General features: G+C 65.6%; 12 protein-coding genes. All 12 read left to right on the top strand.

Annotated elements, in window-relative coordinates; translation table 11 throughout:
* Window positions 1–4 precede the first annotated feature (4 nt).
* The 12 genes from CAL28_RS19665 (at window position 5) to CAL28_RS19615 (ending at window position 12,781) form a co-directional block, all read left to right on the top strand.
* Window positions 5–928: a histone deacetylase family protein gene (locus tag CAL28_RS19665; protein ID WP_094842922.1), complete on the top strand. Its 924-nt coding sequence runs from the start codon at window positions 5–7 to the stop codon at window positions 926–928.
* Between the two features lie 86 nt (window positions 929–1,014).
* Window positions 1,015–1,764 carry an electron transfer flavoprotein subunit beta/FixA family protein gene (locus tag CAL28_RS19660; protein WP_094842921.1) on the top strand — a complete coding sequence of 250 codons (750 nt, stop codon included), beginning with the start codon at window positions 1,015–1,017 and terminating at the stop codon, window positions 1,762–1,764.
* 1 nt (window position 1,765) lies between these two features.
* Window positions 1,766–2,695, top strand: coding sequence for an electron transfer flavoprotein subunit alpha/FixB family protein (locus CAL28_RS19655; protein WP_094842920.1), 930 nt, complete (start codon window positions 1,766–1,768; stop codon window positions 2,693–2,695).
* A 182-nt stretch (window positions 2,696–2,877) separates the two neighbouring features.
* The gene (locus tag CAL28_RS19650; RefSeq protein WP_094842919.1) at window positions 2,878–4,719 is read left to right on the top strand and encodes an acyl-CoA dehydrogenase; all 1,842 of its coding nucleotides are present in this window, start codon (window positions 2,878–2,880) and stop codon (window positions 4,717–4,719) included.
* 143 nt (window positions 4,720–4,862) lie between these two features.
* Window positions 4,863–5,504, top strand: coding sequence for a peroxiredoxin (locus tag CAL28_RS19645; protein WP_094842918.1), 642 nt, complete (start codon window positions 4,863–4,865; stop codon window positions 5,502–5,504).
* 255 nt (window positions 5,505–5,759) lie between these two features.
* A complete protein-coding gene (locus CAL28_RS19640) occupies window positions 5,760–6,794 on the top strand; it encodes a sulfate ABC transporter substrate-binding protein (RefSeq protein WP_094844733.1) in 1,035 nt (344 codons plus the stop codon).
* Window positions 6,795–6,804: 10 nt separating this feature from the next.
* Window positions 6,805–7,716 (top strand): sulfate ABC transporter permease subunit CysT, encoded by a 912-nt coding sequence (gene cysT / locus CAL28_RS19635; RefSeq protein WP_094842917.1) that lies wholly within the window; start codon window positions 6,805–6,807, stop codon window positions 7,714–7,716.
* Window positions 7,713–8,636, top strand: coding sequence for a sulfate ABC transporter permease subunit CysW (gene cysW, locus CAL28_RS19630; protein ID WP_094842916.1), 924 nt, complete (start codon window positions 7,713–7,715; stop codon window positions 8,634–8,636). Before cysT ends, cysW begins: the two co-directional genes overlap by 4 nt.
* Before the next feature lie 27 nt (window positions 8,637–8,663).
* The gene (locus tag CAL28_RS19625; protein ID WP_094842915.1) at window positions 8,664–9,725 is read left to right on the top strand and encodes a sulfate/molybdate ABC transporter ATP-binding protein; all 1,062 of its coding nucleotides are present in this window, start codon (window positions 8,664–8,666) and stop codon (window positions 9,723–9,725) included.
* 37 nt (window positions 9,726–9,762) lie between these two features.
* The gene (locus CAL28_RS30065; RefSeq protein ID WP_254926175.1) at window positions 9,763–10,518 is read left to right on the top strand and encodes a phosphoadenylyl-sulfate reductase; all 756 of its coding nucleotides are present in this window, start codon (window positions 9,763–9,765) and stop codon (window positions 10,516–10,518) included.
* A gap of 33 nt (window positions 10,519–10,551) precedes the next feature.
* Window positions 10,552–11,460: a sulfate adenylyltransferase subunit CysD gene (gene cysD, locus CAL28_RS30060; RefSeq protein WP_254926174.1), complete on the top strand. Its 909-nt coding sequence runs from the start codon at window positions 10,552–10,554 to the stop codon at window positions 11,458–11,460.
* Window positions 11,461–11,482: 22 nt separating this feature from the next.
* Window positions 11,483–12,781, top strand: coding sequence for a sulfate adenylyltransferase subunit 1 (locus CAL28_RS19615; protein WP_094842914.1), 1,299 nt, complete (start codon window positions 11,483–11,485; stop codon window positions 12,779–12,781).
* The last annotated feature ends 86 nt before the right edge of the window (window positions 12,782–12,867 follow it).

The following is a 12,867-nucleotide window of genomic DNA, read 5'->3' as shown; positions in this document are numbered from 1 at the left end:
TCCCATGGAGACCCTGTATCTTACCCACCCGTCCTGCCGGCTGCACGAAATGGGCGAGTGGCACCCGGAATGCCCGCAGCGGCTGGATGCCATCTCGGATCAGCTGCTGGCCAGCGGCATCATGCCCTATCTGGACGCGCGGGAAGCGCCCGCCGCGCCGCGCGAAGCCCTGCTGCGCGCCCATAGCGCCGCCTATGTGGATGCGCTGGCCGCGGCGGCCCCCAGCCAGGGCTACCGGGCGCTGGACGCGGATACCCAGATGAACCCGCACAGCTACGAAGCCGCCTTGCACGCCGCGGGGGCGGGCGTGCAGGCGGTGGACTGGGTCATGGCCGGCGAGGCTCCCACGGCGTTCTGCGCGGTGCGGCCCCCCGGGCATCACGCCTGCCGCGACCGGGCCATGGGTTTCTGCCTGTTCAACAACGTGGCCATCGCGGCGCATCACGCCATGGCGCGCCATGGCCTGGAGCGCGTTGCCATCGTCGATTTCGACGTGCATCACGGCAACGGGACCGAAGATATTTTCGCCGGCGACCCGCGCGTGCTGATGTGCGGGATCTTCCAGCACCCGTTCTATCCGTTCAGCGGCGCGCAGCCGAGCGCCGACAATATGGTCAATATCCCCGTGCCCGCCTATACGGCCGGCCCGGAGGTGCGCGAGATCGTGACGCGCGAGTGGTTGCCCCGCCTGGAGGCCCATCGGCCTCAGCTCGTCCTGGTATCGGCGGGCTTCGACGCCCACCGCGAGGACGAATTGGGGCAACTGGCCCTGGTCGAGGCGGACTACGCCTGGATCACCCATCAGCTCATGCAGGTGGCCGACCGTCATGCGCAGGGACGCGTTGTCAGCATGCTGGAGGGCGGCTACGACCTCTCCGCGCTGGGCCGCAGCGCCGTGGCCCATATCCGCGAGCTGGCGCGGCTGTAGCCGGCCGCCGTTGTAGAATCGTTCGATTCCCGGAGCGCCGCGGCCCTCGCGCGGCGTTCAATTATTCGATATCTGGAGGCTGTTGGATGAAGGTCTTGGTACCGGTCAAACGCGTGGTTGACTACAACGTCAAGGTACGCGTGAAATCCGATCAAACGGGCGTCGACATCGCCAACGTCAAAATGTCGATGAACCCGTTCGACGAAATCGCCGTGGAAGAGGCCACCCGGCTCAAGGAAAAAGGCACGGCCAGCGAAGTGATCGCCGTGTCGTGCGGTGTGGCGCAGTGCCAGGAAACGCTGCGCACCGCGATGGCGATCGGCGCGGATCGCGGCATCCTGGTCCAGACCGATGCCGAGCTGCAACCGCTGGCCGTCGCCAAGCTGCTGAAGGCCTTGGTCGACAAGGAGCAGCCGCAACTGGTCATCCTGGGCAAGCAGGCCATCGACGATGACGCCAACCAGACGGGGCAGATGCTGGCCGCGCTGCTGGATTGGCCGCAAGCCACTTTCGCCAACAAGGTCGAGATCGCCGACGGCAAGGCGACGGTGACGCGCGAAGTCGACGGCGGCCTGGAAACCGTCGCGCTGAAACTGCCCGCCATCGTGACCACCGACCTGCGCCTGAACGAGCCGCGCTATGTCACGCTGCCCAACATCATGAAGGCGAAGAAAAAGACGCTGGACACCGTCACGCCGCAAGACCTGGGCGTGGATGCGGCACCGCGCCTGAAGACCCTGAAGGTCACCGAACCGCCCGCCCGCAAGGCCGGCATCAAGGTGCCCGATGTGGCGACGCTGGTGGACAAACTGAAGAACGAAGCGAAGGTGGTTTGAGATGACGAGCCTGGTTATTGCGGAACACGATAACGCCCAGTTGAAAGGGGCAACGCTGAATACGGTGGCGGCGGCCGCCAAGCTGGGCGGCGACGTGCATGTGCTGGTGGCCGGCGGCGGCGCGCAGGCCGTGGCGGAAGAAGCCGCGCGGATCGCGGGCGTGTCCAAGGTCCTGCTGGCCGATGCGCCGCATCTGGCCGATGGCCTGGCCGAAAACGTCGCCGCGCAGGTACTGGCGGTGGCGTCGAACTACAGCCACATCCTGTTCCCCGCGACGGCTTCGGGCAAGAACATCGCCCCCCGCGTGGCCGCCAAGCTGGACGTCGCGCAGATTTCCGACATTTCGGCGGTGAATTCGCCGGATACCTTCGAACGGCCGATCTATGCGGGCAACGCCATCGCCACCGTGCAGTCCGGCGATGCGGTCAAGGTCATCACCGTGCGTACCACGGCGTTCGACGCCGTGGCCGCGCAAGGCGGTTCGGCGCAGGTCGAAACGGTGGCGCCCGTGGCCGATACCGGCCTGTCGTCGTTCGTCGGCCGTGAACTGGCCAAGAGCGATCGTCCCGAACTGGCCGGCGCGCGCGCCGTCGTATCGGGTGGCCGCGGCCTGGGCAGCGCGGAAAACTTCAAAATTTTGGATCCGCTGGCGGACAAGCTGGGCGCGGCACTGGGCGCTTCGCGCGCGGCCGTCGATGCCGGCTACGCCCCCAATGACTGGCAGGTCGGCCAGACGGGCAAGATCGTCGCGCCGCAGCTGTATGTGGCCGTCGGGATCTCCGGTGCCATCCAGCATTTGGCGGGCATGAAGGACTCCAAGGTGATCGTCGCCATTAACAAGGACGCGGAAGCGCCGATTTTCGGCGTGGCCGATTACGGCCTGGTCGGAGACCTGTTCACTTTGGTTCCGGAACTGGTCAACGCGCTTTAATTTAATATAGAAGAACCAAGGCGCATCGCGGTCCGCCGCGCGCACGTCAACGGCCGTCCTGGTGGACGGCCGTTTTGCTTTCGGCGGCAAGCGGCCCATCCGCCTTCCGGCATGCATCGCCCGGCCATGGCCGGGGCTTTCCCACAGGGCGCGGGGCGGGCCGCGTCCGACAAGGAGACGACATGAGCTACCACGTACCGATCGCGGATATCCGTTTCACGCTCAAGGAGCTGGCCGGCCTGGACGAAATCCTGGCCTTGCCGGGGTACGAAGAGGCATCCGCCGATGTGGTGGATGCGGTGTTGCGTGAAAACGCGCGCTTCGTGGAAGAGGCCGTGGCGCCGCTGAATCGCATCGGCGATCGCGAACCCGCCGTCTGGCGCGACGGCGCGGTAACGACCCCGCCCGGCTATGCGGCGGCTTACCGCACTTATGCGGAAGGCGGCTGGCAGGGCTTGTTGCATCCGCTTGCCTGGGGCGGACAGGGCCTGCCCAAGGTCGTGGCGGCCACCGCCAACGAGAATATCAATTCGGCCTGCCTGGCTTTTTCGCTCTGCCCCTTGTTGACCGATGGCGTCATCGAAGCTTTGCTCACCGTGGGAAGCCAGACGCTGCGCGACACCTATGTACCCAATCTCGTATCGGGCAAATGGACCGGCACGATGAATCTGACCGAGCCGCAGGCCGGCTCGGACCTGGCCCAGATCGCCACGCGCGCCGTGCCCCAACCGGATGGCAGCTATCGCGTGTCGGGCCAGAAGATCTTCATTACCTACGGCGAGCACGACATGGCGGAGAACATCGTCCACCTGGTGCTGGCGCGCACGCCGGATGCCCCGCGCGGGGTGAAGGGAATATCGCTGTTCGTGGTGCCGAAGTTCCTGCCCGCGGCCGATGGCGCCCCAGGAACACGCAACGATGTGTGGTGCGCGTCGCTGGAACACAAGCTGGGCATCCACGGTAGCCCGACCGCGGTGCTGATATACGGGGGCGGTAAGGGCGAGGTAGGAGAGGGGGCCATCGGCTACCTGGTGGGCGAGGAGAACCGAGGGCTGGAGTACATGTTCATCATGATGAACGCGGCCCGCTACGCCGTGGGGCAGCAGGGCGTGGCCCTGGCCGAACGCGCCACCCAGCAGGCACTGGCCTATGCGCGCGAGCGGGTGCAGGGCCGGGCCGTGGAGGGTTCCAGCGGACCGGTCGCCATCGTCCGCCATCCCGACGTGCAACGCATGCTGTTGACGATGCGGGCGCTGACGGAGGGCGGACGTTCGCTGTCCTATGTGACCGCCGCGGCCCTGGATCTGGCCAATCACCATCCCGACGCGGAAACACGCGACCGCAATCGCGCTTTCTATGAATTCATGGTTCCGGTGGTAAAGGGGTTCTGCACGGAGTCCGCGGTGGAGGTCGCCTCGCTTGGGGTGCAGGTTCATGGCGGCATGGGATACATCGAAGAAACGGGCGCCGCGCAACACTATCGCGATGCCCGCATCCTGCCCATCTATGAGGGAACCACCGCCATCCAGGCGAACGACCTGATCGGCCGCAAGCTGCTGCGCGACGGCGGCGCGACTGCCCGCCGTATCCAGCAGGAAATGCGCGGCACCCTTGACGCGTTGCAGGCCGCCGAGGCGACCGCGGACGCGGAGGCGGCGGCTGGCCTGGCGTTGCTACGGGGGAATCTGGCCCAGGCCATGCAGGCCCAGCAGCAGGCCCTGGAATTCATGGCGCGGACGGCGATGGGTAACGTGCGCGCGGTATTCGCCGGCAGCGTGCCCTTCCTGATGCTCAGCGGGATACTGATGGCGGGCTGGCAGATGGGGCGGGCGGCGGTGGTCTGCCATCGCCGCCTGGAAGGCGCGGACGCCGCGTCCGAATGGCCCCGGGAATTCCTGCGCAACAAGTTGGCGACGGCGTTCTTCTTTGGCGCGCATATCCTGCCGCGTGCCGCCGCGCTGTCGGCCGTCGTCCAGGCGGGCGCCGTTGCGGACACTTGCGCCGCTTACGCCGATATTGCATAAGGTTATATGCATTCTGGCTTTTCGACGTCCGGGTTTGATGCCAGAATCACAAATGGATTGCGTCGGGGCATGGCGCCATTCCGTGTGTCCGCCGGATCGCATCTCGCGCCCGGCGTTTGTTTTCTCTGGATATAGGATCGAGCATGGGACAGCTACGTTTGGGCGATGAAGCGCCCGATTTTGAACAGAAATCCTCCGTCGGCCCCATCCGTTTTCATGACTACCTGGGCAATAGCTGGGGCGTCCTCTTTTCGCACCCGGCCGACTTCACCCCGGTATGCACCACGGAGCTGGGCTACACCGCCAAACTGGCGGACGAGTTCGCCAAGCGCAACGTGAAAGTGCTGGCCCTGTCGGTGGATCCCGTCGATTCGCACACCAAGTGGATCGACGACATCAACGACACGCAGGGCACGAAGGTCAACTTTCCCATCCTGGCGGACGAAGATCGCAAGGTGTCGGAGCTCTATGACATGATTCACCCGAATGCCAGCGCCACGGCTACCGTGCGTTCGGTGTTCATCATCGATCCGGCGAAGAAAGTGCGCCTGATCATTACCTATCCGGCCAGTACCGGACGCAACTTCAACGAGATCCTTCGCGTGATCGATTCTCTGCAGCTGACCGACAGCCATAGCGTGGCCACGCCGGTGAACTGGCAGGATGGGGACGACGTCATCATCGTCCCGTCGCTGAAGGACGAAGAGGTCATCAAGCAGAAGTTCCCCAAAGGCTACAAGGCGGTGCGGCCCTACCTGCGCATCACGCCCCAGCCCAATAAATAATAAGAACGGCAACCCATCGTGCGAAGGCCGCCGTGAACCGGCGGCTTTCTTTTTTTGCGCGGTTGGGGCGTACCGCGCCAGCCCCTTCCGCCGCGCCGCCCCCGGGGCGAAAGCGAATCCGGAAATATGCAAACAAGCACATTTTCGTTTGATGCGCCGCCCATACCCTCCACAATTCCGCTTCATCGTGCAGGCGGCTTCGCCGCTCCATCACATTCGGCGCCACTGGCGCGCGATATCGCGGATACGGACTTCATGACACACGACAGGCAGAAGCGGGATTTCCTGAAAGGGGCGCTGGGTTTGGCCTCTGCCTGCATGGGCCTGACACAACTGCTGCCGGCGGCGCGGGCGCAGGCACGGCCGCTCGAGCTGCTGAATGTCTCATACGACCCCACGCGCGAGCTGTATGCGCAATACAACCCCTTGTTCGCGCGGTATTGGAAAGCCAAAACGGGCCAGGATGTTTTCATCAGGAATTCGCATGGAGGTTCCTCCAAGCAGGCGCGCAGCGTGATCGACGGTGTCGATGCCGACGTGGTGACGCTGGGACTCGCGCCGGATGTCGAAGCCTTGGTTACCCATGGCGGCCTCGTCAAACCGGGGTGGGAAAGCCGGCTGCCCGATAACGCGTCGCCTTACACGTCGACCATCATTCTGGTGGTGCGCAAGGGCAACCCGAAGGGCATCGAGGGCTGGGACGACCTCGTCAAGCCCGGAGTGTCCGTCATTACGCCCAATCCCAAGACATCGGCGGGCGCCCGGTGGAACTATCTCGCGGCATGGGAACATGCGCGGCGCAAGTCAGGCGAAGCGGGTGCGCGTGATTTCGTCGAAAGGCTCTACCGTAATGTGCCGGTGCTGGATTCGGGCGCGCGCGGATCGACCATCACGTTCGCGCAGCGGGGCGTGGGGGATGTGCTGATTTCCTGGGAAAACGATGCCTTCCTGGCGCGGAAGGAATTCGGCGCGGGCGAGCTCGAAATCGTCGTTCCCAGCCTCAGCGTGCTGTGCGAACCCTCCGTGGCGGTCGTGGACCGGAACGTCGATCGCAAGGGCACGCGCGAAGTCGCCGAAGCCTATCTGAAGCATCTGTATTCCGACGAGGCGCAGGACCTGATCGCCCGCAATTACTACCGGCCGATCGGGGCCAAGGCCAAGGCCGCCTACGCCGCGCAATTTCCGGCGCTGGAGCTGTTCACTATCCGCGACCTGGGCGGCTGGCCCGAGGTGGACAAGGCGCATTTCGCGGAGCGCGGCATATTCGACCAGATCTATGTCAAACAGTAGGCGCATGGCGATGGCCGACCTGACACTGCCCGCGGCCGGCATACCCGCGCCGCGCGAGCCCGGGGCGCCCGTGGCGCCGGCCAGGCGCGGTGCGCGCACCCCGCGTGTCATGCCGGGGTTGAACCTGACGCTGGGGATATCGCTGGCGTATCTGGGCATCCTGGTATTGCTGCCGCTGTCGGCATTGCTGATCAAGGCCGCGGGCCTGAGCTGGGAGGCTTTCCTCGCCGCCGTCACGTCGCCGCGTGTGCTTGCCGCCTATCGCGTCACCTTCGGCGCATCGCTGCTTGCCGCACTCGTCAACCTGGTTTTCGGTCTGCTGGTGGCATGGGTGCTGGTGCGCTACCGGTTTCCCGGCAAGGGCCTGCTCGATGCGCTTGTCGACCTGCCGTTTGCCCTGCCGACCGCGGTCGCCGGCATCGCGCTGGCCGCGTTGCTGGGGCCGAACGGCTGGATCGGCGGGCTGCTCGCGCCACTGGGCATCAAGATCGCCTATACGCCCGCGGGCATCGTGGTCGCGTTGATCTTCATCGGCATTCCTTTCGTCGTCCGCACGGTGCAGCCTGTACTGGAAGATATCGAGGGGTCGCTGGAGGAGGCCGCAGCCAGCCTGGGCGCGAGGCCGGTCCAGGTATTCATCCGTGTGCTGCTGCCCACCATCGCGCCCGCGCTGCTGGCCGGATTCGCCATGGCGTTCGCCCGTGCGATCGGCGAGTATGGTTCCGTGATCTTCATCGCCGGCAATATGCCCATGGTGTCCGAGATCGCTCCCCTGCTTATTCTGGTCAAGCTCGAACAGTTCGACTATGCCGGCGCGGCCGCTATCGCTTCGGTGCTGCTGGGCCTGTCCTTCGCGATGTTGCTTGCCATCAATGCGGCGCAGGCATGGCGCCGCCGTGCGTTTGCCGGAGGACGGCCATGACGGGGGCCGCGGCGATTTCGCCGTCGTCCAGGGGGAGCGGGGGACTTGCGCGCGCCTTGCTGGTCATCGTGGCGGCTGCGTTCCTGATGCTGTTCCTCGTGCTGCCCCTGTGCACGGTGTTCCTGGAGGCTTTGCGCAAAGGGGTAGGCGCCTACGTGTCCGCGTTGAACGAACCCGACTCCTGGGCCGCCATCCTGCTGACCTTGCTGACGGCGTGCGTCTGCGTGCCCCTGAATATGGTCTTCGGTATCGTGGTGGCCTGGGCCGTCGCCAAGCACGAGTTCCGTGGCAAAGCCCTGCTCGTCAGCCTGATAGATTTGCCATTTTCCGTATCCCCGGTGGTGGCCGGGCTTTCCTACATGCTGGTGGTGGGCGCGCAGGGCTGGATAGGGCCATGGCTGATGGCTCACGATCTGAAAATTGCCTTCGCCCTGCCGGGCATCGTGCTGGTTACCGCGTTCGTGACGCTGCCGCTGGTGGCACGTGAGCTGATTCCGCTCATGGAGGCGCAGGGCAGCGAGGAGGAAGAGGCCGCCATCGTGCTGGGCGCGCGCGGCTGGCAGACGTTCTTCCATGTAACCCTGCCCAATATCCGCTGGGGCCTGCTGTATGGCGTGATCCTGTGCAATGCGCGCGCAATGGGCGAATTCGGCGCGGTGTCCGTGATATCAGGCCATATTCGCGGCCTGACCAATACCCTCCCGCTGCAGGTGGAAATTCTCTACAACGAATACCAGATCCAGGCCGGGTTCGCCGTCGCCTCGCTGCTGGCGCTGCTGGCCCTCGTCACGCTGGCCATAAAAACCATGGTGCAATGGCGGCACGCGCATGCGTTGGCGCGCCAGGACGATGCCGATGCGGTGGCCGCGGACGGCCGCGCCCCGCGCCTGCCTGTCCTGTACGCGCCCGCGCGCCGTTAAGACCCAGAAAGAATCGAGGAAAGCTATATGGATATCGAGATCAAATCGGTCAATAAGCGCTTCGGCGCTTTCCAGGCCCTGCGCGATGTCAATCTGCACATCGACTCCGGCGAACTCGTCGCGCTGCTCGGACCGTCCGGCTGCGGCAAGACGACCTTGCTGCGCATCATCGCGGGCCTGGAGACACCGGACAGCGGCAGCATTTATTTCTCCGGCGAAGACAGCACGGGGGTGCATGTGCGTGAACGCCAGGTCGGCTTCGTTTTCCAGCACTATGCCTTGTTCCGGCACATGACCGTCTTCGAGAACGTCGCCTTCGGTCTGCGTATCAAGCCGCGCGGCCAGCGGCCCAGCGAGGCGGCCATCAGGCAGAAGGTCCACGCGCTACTCGATCTGGTGCAGCTGGACTGGCTGGGCGACCGCTATCCGGGCCAGTTGTCGGGCGGGCAGAGGCAGCGGATCGCACTGGCGCGCGCGCTGGCCGTCGAGCCGCGCGTCCTGCTGCTGGACGAACCCTTCGGCGCGCTGGACGCGAAGGTGCGCAAGGAATTGCGCCGCTGGCTGCGCCGTCTGCACGACGAGCTGCACGTCGCCAGCGTCTTCGTCACGCACGACCAGGAAGAAGCGCTGGAAGTCGCCGACCGTGTCGTCGTGATGAACGCGGGCCGCATCGAGCAGGTGGGTACGCCGCGCGATGTGTGGACGCATCCAGCGACGCCTTTCGTCTACGGCTTCCTGGGCGACGTCAACCAGATCGAGGGCCACGCGGCCGGCGGTCAGTGGCGCGCCAACGGCGTCGCGCTGCCCGCGCCGGCCTTCGATGGCCTGGACGAGCAGCGCGCCGTGGCGTATGTGCGGCCGCACGAGCTGGACATCGTGCCCTATGCGCCCTCCGGCGAGGGTATCGCGGTCAAGCTGAACCATGCCTATCTGGCCGGGCCCAGCGCCTTCCTGGAACTGCAGCGCGAAGACGGCGCCCTGCTGGAGGCCCAGTTGTCCGAAGACGAATACCACGGCCTGGACCTGCGCGAAGGCGCGATGCTGCTGGCGCGTCCGCGCCGGGGCCGGATTTTTCCCGCCGGCGCTTGAGCGCCGTCCTTGCCATTAGCCTGTGAATGCGCCCACGATGACCCGTACCGTATCCCTTGCACATCCGGACACCGCCATTGCCACGCGGTGGTCCGAGCTGTTGCAGCAGTTGACCGATATCGCGGCGCGCTATCCGGACGCGGCGCTGGCTTCCTCATTGGCGGCCGAGGACATGGTCCTGACGCACGCCATCCATACCGGCGGTTTGCCCATCGAGGTCTTCACGCTGGATACCGGGCGTCTGCACGCGGAAACCCTGGCCATGCTGGACATCATCGAGGGGCGCTATGGCCGCCGGCCGACGGTGTACCGGCCGCTGCCGCACGCCGTCGACGTGCATGTCGCGGAACACGGCATGTTCGCGTTCTATGAAAGCCGGGCGCTGCGCCAGGCCTGTTGCCATATCCGCAAGGTAGAGCCGCTGACGCGCGCGCTGGCGGGGCGGGGCGCCTGGATTACCGGCCAGCGACGCGCCCAGGCGGCCACGCGCGGCAGCCTGCCGGAAGCGGAACGGGATGCGGTTTTCGGCCTGTACAAATTCAATCCGCTGGCTGCCTGGGGCGAGGACGACGTGTGGAATGCGATCCGCGTGCTCGACATTCCCTATAACCCGCTGCACGACCGCGGCTATCCGTCTATCGGCTGCGAGCCCTGCACCCGGGCCATCCGCCCGGGCGAGGACGTCCGCGCGGGGCGGTGGTGGTGGGAGTCCTCCGATAGCAAGGAATGCGGGCTGCATGCAGGCAACCAGGCAGCCGGCCATGTCGGGGATGCCGCCGCGGCCAAGGCTTGATACCCCCGTTCTACCGAAGCAACCGAGAGTCCCATGTCCATCGTCCATACCCGCAGCCATCTGGATTGGCTGGAATCCGAAGCGATTTTCATCATGCGCGAGGTCGCGGCCGAATGCGAAAGGCCGGTCCTGCTGTTTTCCGGCGGCAAGGATTCCTGCGTGCTGCTGCGCCTGGCGGAAAAGGCGTTCCGGCCGGCCCGCTTCCCGTTTCCGCTGATGCACATCGACACGGGGCACAATTTTCCGGAAGTCATCCGGTTTCGCGACGCTCGCGCCGCGGAGCTGGGTGAACGGCTGATCGTGCGCAGCGTGGAAGACTCGATGGCACGCGGCTCGGTGGTGCTGCGCAAGGAAACCGATTCGCGCAATGCCGCGCAGGCGGTCACCCTGCTGGAAGCGATCGCCGAATTCGGCTTCGATGCCTGCATCGGCGGCGCGCGGCGCGACGAGGAAAAGGCGCGCGCGAAGGAGCGCATCTTTTCGTTCCGCGACGAATTCGGCCAGTGGGATCCCAAGAGCCAGCGTCCGGAAGTCTGGAGCCTGTACAACACGCGCGTGCATCGCGGCGAGAACATGCGGGTATTCCCGATCTCCAATTGGACCGAACTGGATGTATGGCAATACATCGCCCGCGAGAACCTGGCGCTGCCATCGATCTACTACAGCCATCGACGGCAGGTGGTGCGCCGGCGCGGCCTGCTGGTGCCGGTCACGCCGCTGACGCCCCCGCAGGCGGACGAGCAGGTGGAAACCCTGTCGGTGCGGTTCCGCACCGTGGGAGACATCTCGTGCACCTGCCCGGTGGCCTCCGATGCCGCGGACAACCAGGCCATCATCGCCGAGACCGCGTTGAGCGACATCACCGAGCGCGGCGCCACGCGGATGGACGACCAGACCTCCGAGGCCTCCATGGAGCGCCGCAAGAAAGAAGGTTATTTCTGAAGCCGGACCGGAGCCACACCGCATGAATGCCATCAACGAATCCTTCCTGCCCGCGGGCGAAACGGCCGTCATCCGGCTCATCACGGCCGGCTCGGTCGACGACGGCAAGTCCACGCTGATCGGACGTTTGCTGTACGACAGCAAAAGCGTCTACGCCGACCAGCTGGATGCCATCGCCCGGGCCAAGTACAAGCGCGTGGCCGGCGACGGCATCGACTTCGCATTGCTGACGGACGGGCTGGAAGCCGAGCGCGAGCAGGGCATCACCATCGACGTCGCGTACCGCTATTTCGCGACGCCGCGCCGCAAGTTCATCATCGCCGACGCGCCGGGGCATGAGCAATACACGCGGAATATGGTGACCGGGGCCTCCACCGCCGATGTGGCGGTCATCCTGATCGATGCGACGCGGGCGGCCGACGGACAGCTGCTGCCGCAGACGAAGCGGCACAGCACCATCGCGCGGCTGCTGGGGATCCGCCACATCGTCGTCGCGGTCAACAAGATGGATCTGGCGGGGTGGGACCGCGCGGTGTTCGAACGTATCCGCGATGCCTATGCCGACCTGGCGCGCCGTATCGGCATCGCGGATTTCCAGGTGCTGCCCGTGTCCGCGCTGAACGGCGACAATGTCGTAACGGCTTCCGCGCACACGCCCTGGTATGACGGGCCCCCGCTGCTGGACCTGCTGCAATCGCTGGATCCATCGGCGGCCGGCGCGCATGCTCCGCTGCGTTTTCCGGTGCAGTGGGTGGTGCGCCACGATGGCAGCAGCGCGCAGGATTTCCGCGGTTATGCGGGGCGCATCGCCAGCGGTACCCTCCGGCCTGGAGACGAGATCACGGTGCAGCCATCCGGGACGACGGCCCGCGTGGTCGAGGTGCGCGCGCACGATCGCATCCTCTCCGGCGCGACGGCGGGCGATTCGGTGATCGCGGTGCTGGATCGTGATGTCGACGTGTCGCGCGGCGATGTGCTGTCGCATGCCTCCGCGCCGGCACGGGTGGGCAAGGAACTGGAAGCGGAACTGTGCTGGCTCGACACGCAGCCGCTCAACCCGGCGCGCCGATATCTGTTGAAGCACGGTACCCGGCTTACGACGGCGAAGATCCGCGAGGTCGTGACACGCCGCGACATTCACGAGTTGCGCGAGATCGATCGCGATGTCGGGACACTCGGGATGAACGACATCGGCAAGGTGCTGATCGCGACGCGCGATCCGCTGATACTCGATCGCTACGACGATGTCGCGGCCACCGGCGCGTTCATTCTGATCGACGAATCGACGCATCAGACCGCGGCGGCCGGCATGCTGCGCTGAAGCGGGTAAAGCGGCCCCCGGGCGGGCGCTTTTACCATGCCATCGGCCGGAAAGCCTTATTTCATGCGGGTTTTGCGACAAAGCCA

Source organism: Bordetella genomosp. 11, from assembly GCF_002261215.1.
In the GTDB taxonomy this organism is placed as follows: Bacteria; Pseudomonadota; Gammaproteobacteria; order Burkholderiales; family Burkholderiaceae_B; genus Bordetella_C.
This window is presented reverse-complemented; position numbering and strand designations above follow the sequence as displayed.

What these genes read in the sequence shown, in the direction of transcription:
- CAL28_RS19650 (WP_094842919.1), top strand. Translation starts at nt 2,878, where the DNA reads ATGAGCTACCACGTACCGATCGCGGATATCCGTTTCACGCTCAAGGAG.
- CAL28_RS19640 (WP_094844733.1), top strand. Translation starts at nt 5,760, where the DNA reads ATGACACACGACAGGCAGAAGCGGGATTTCCTGAAAGGGGCGCTGGGT.
- CAL28_RS19615 (WP_094842914.1), top strand. Translation starts at nt 11,483, where the DNA reads ATGAATGCCATCAACGAATCCTTCCTGCCCGCGGGCGAAACGGCCGTC.
- CAL28_RS19625 (WP_094842915.1), top strand. Translation starts at nt 8,664, where the DNA reads ATGGATATCGAGATCAAATCGGTCAATAAGCGCTTCGGCGCTTTCCAG.
- CAL28_RS19645 (WP_094842918.1), top strand. Translation starts at nt 4,863, where the DNA reads ATGGGACAGCTACGTTTGGGCGATGAAGCGCCCGATTTTGAACAGAAA.
- cysW (WP_094842916.1), top strand. Translation starts at nt 7,713, where the DNA reads ATGACGGGGGCCGCGGCGATTTCGCCGTCGTCCAGGGGGAGCGGGGGA.
- CAL28_RS30065 (WP_254926175.1), top strand. Translation starts at nt 9,763, where the DNA reads ATGACCCGTACCGTATCCCTTGCACATCCGGACACCGCCATTGCCACG.
- CAL28_RS19665 (WP_094842922.1), top strand. Translation starts at nt 5, where the DNA reads ATGGAGACCCTGTATCTTACCCACCCGTCCTGCCGGCTGCACGAAATG.
- cysD (WP_254926174.1), top strand. Translation starts at nt 10,552, where the DNA reads ATGTCCATCGTCCATACCCGCAGCCATCTGGATTGGCTGGAATCCGAA.
- cysT (WP_094842917.1), top strand. Translation starts at nt 6,805, where the DNA reads ATGGCCGACCTGACACTGCCCGCGGCCGGCATACCCGCGCCGCGCGAG.
- CAL28_RS19660 (WP_094842921.1), top strand. Translation starts at nt 1,015, where the DNA reads ATGAAGGTCTTGGTACCGGTCAAACGCGTGGTTGACTACAACGTCAAG.
- CAL28_RS19655 (WP_094842920.1), top strand. Translation starts at nt 1,766, where the DNA reads ATGACGAGCCTGGTTATTGCGGAACACGATAACGCCCAGTTGAAAGGG.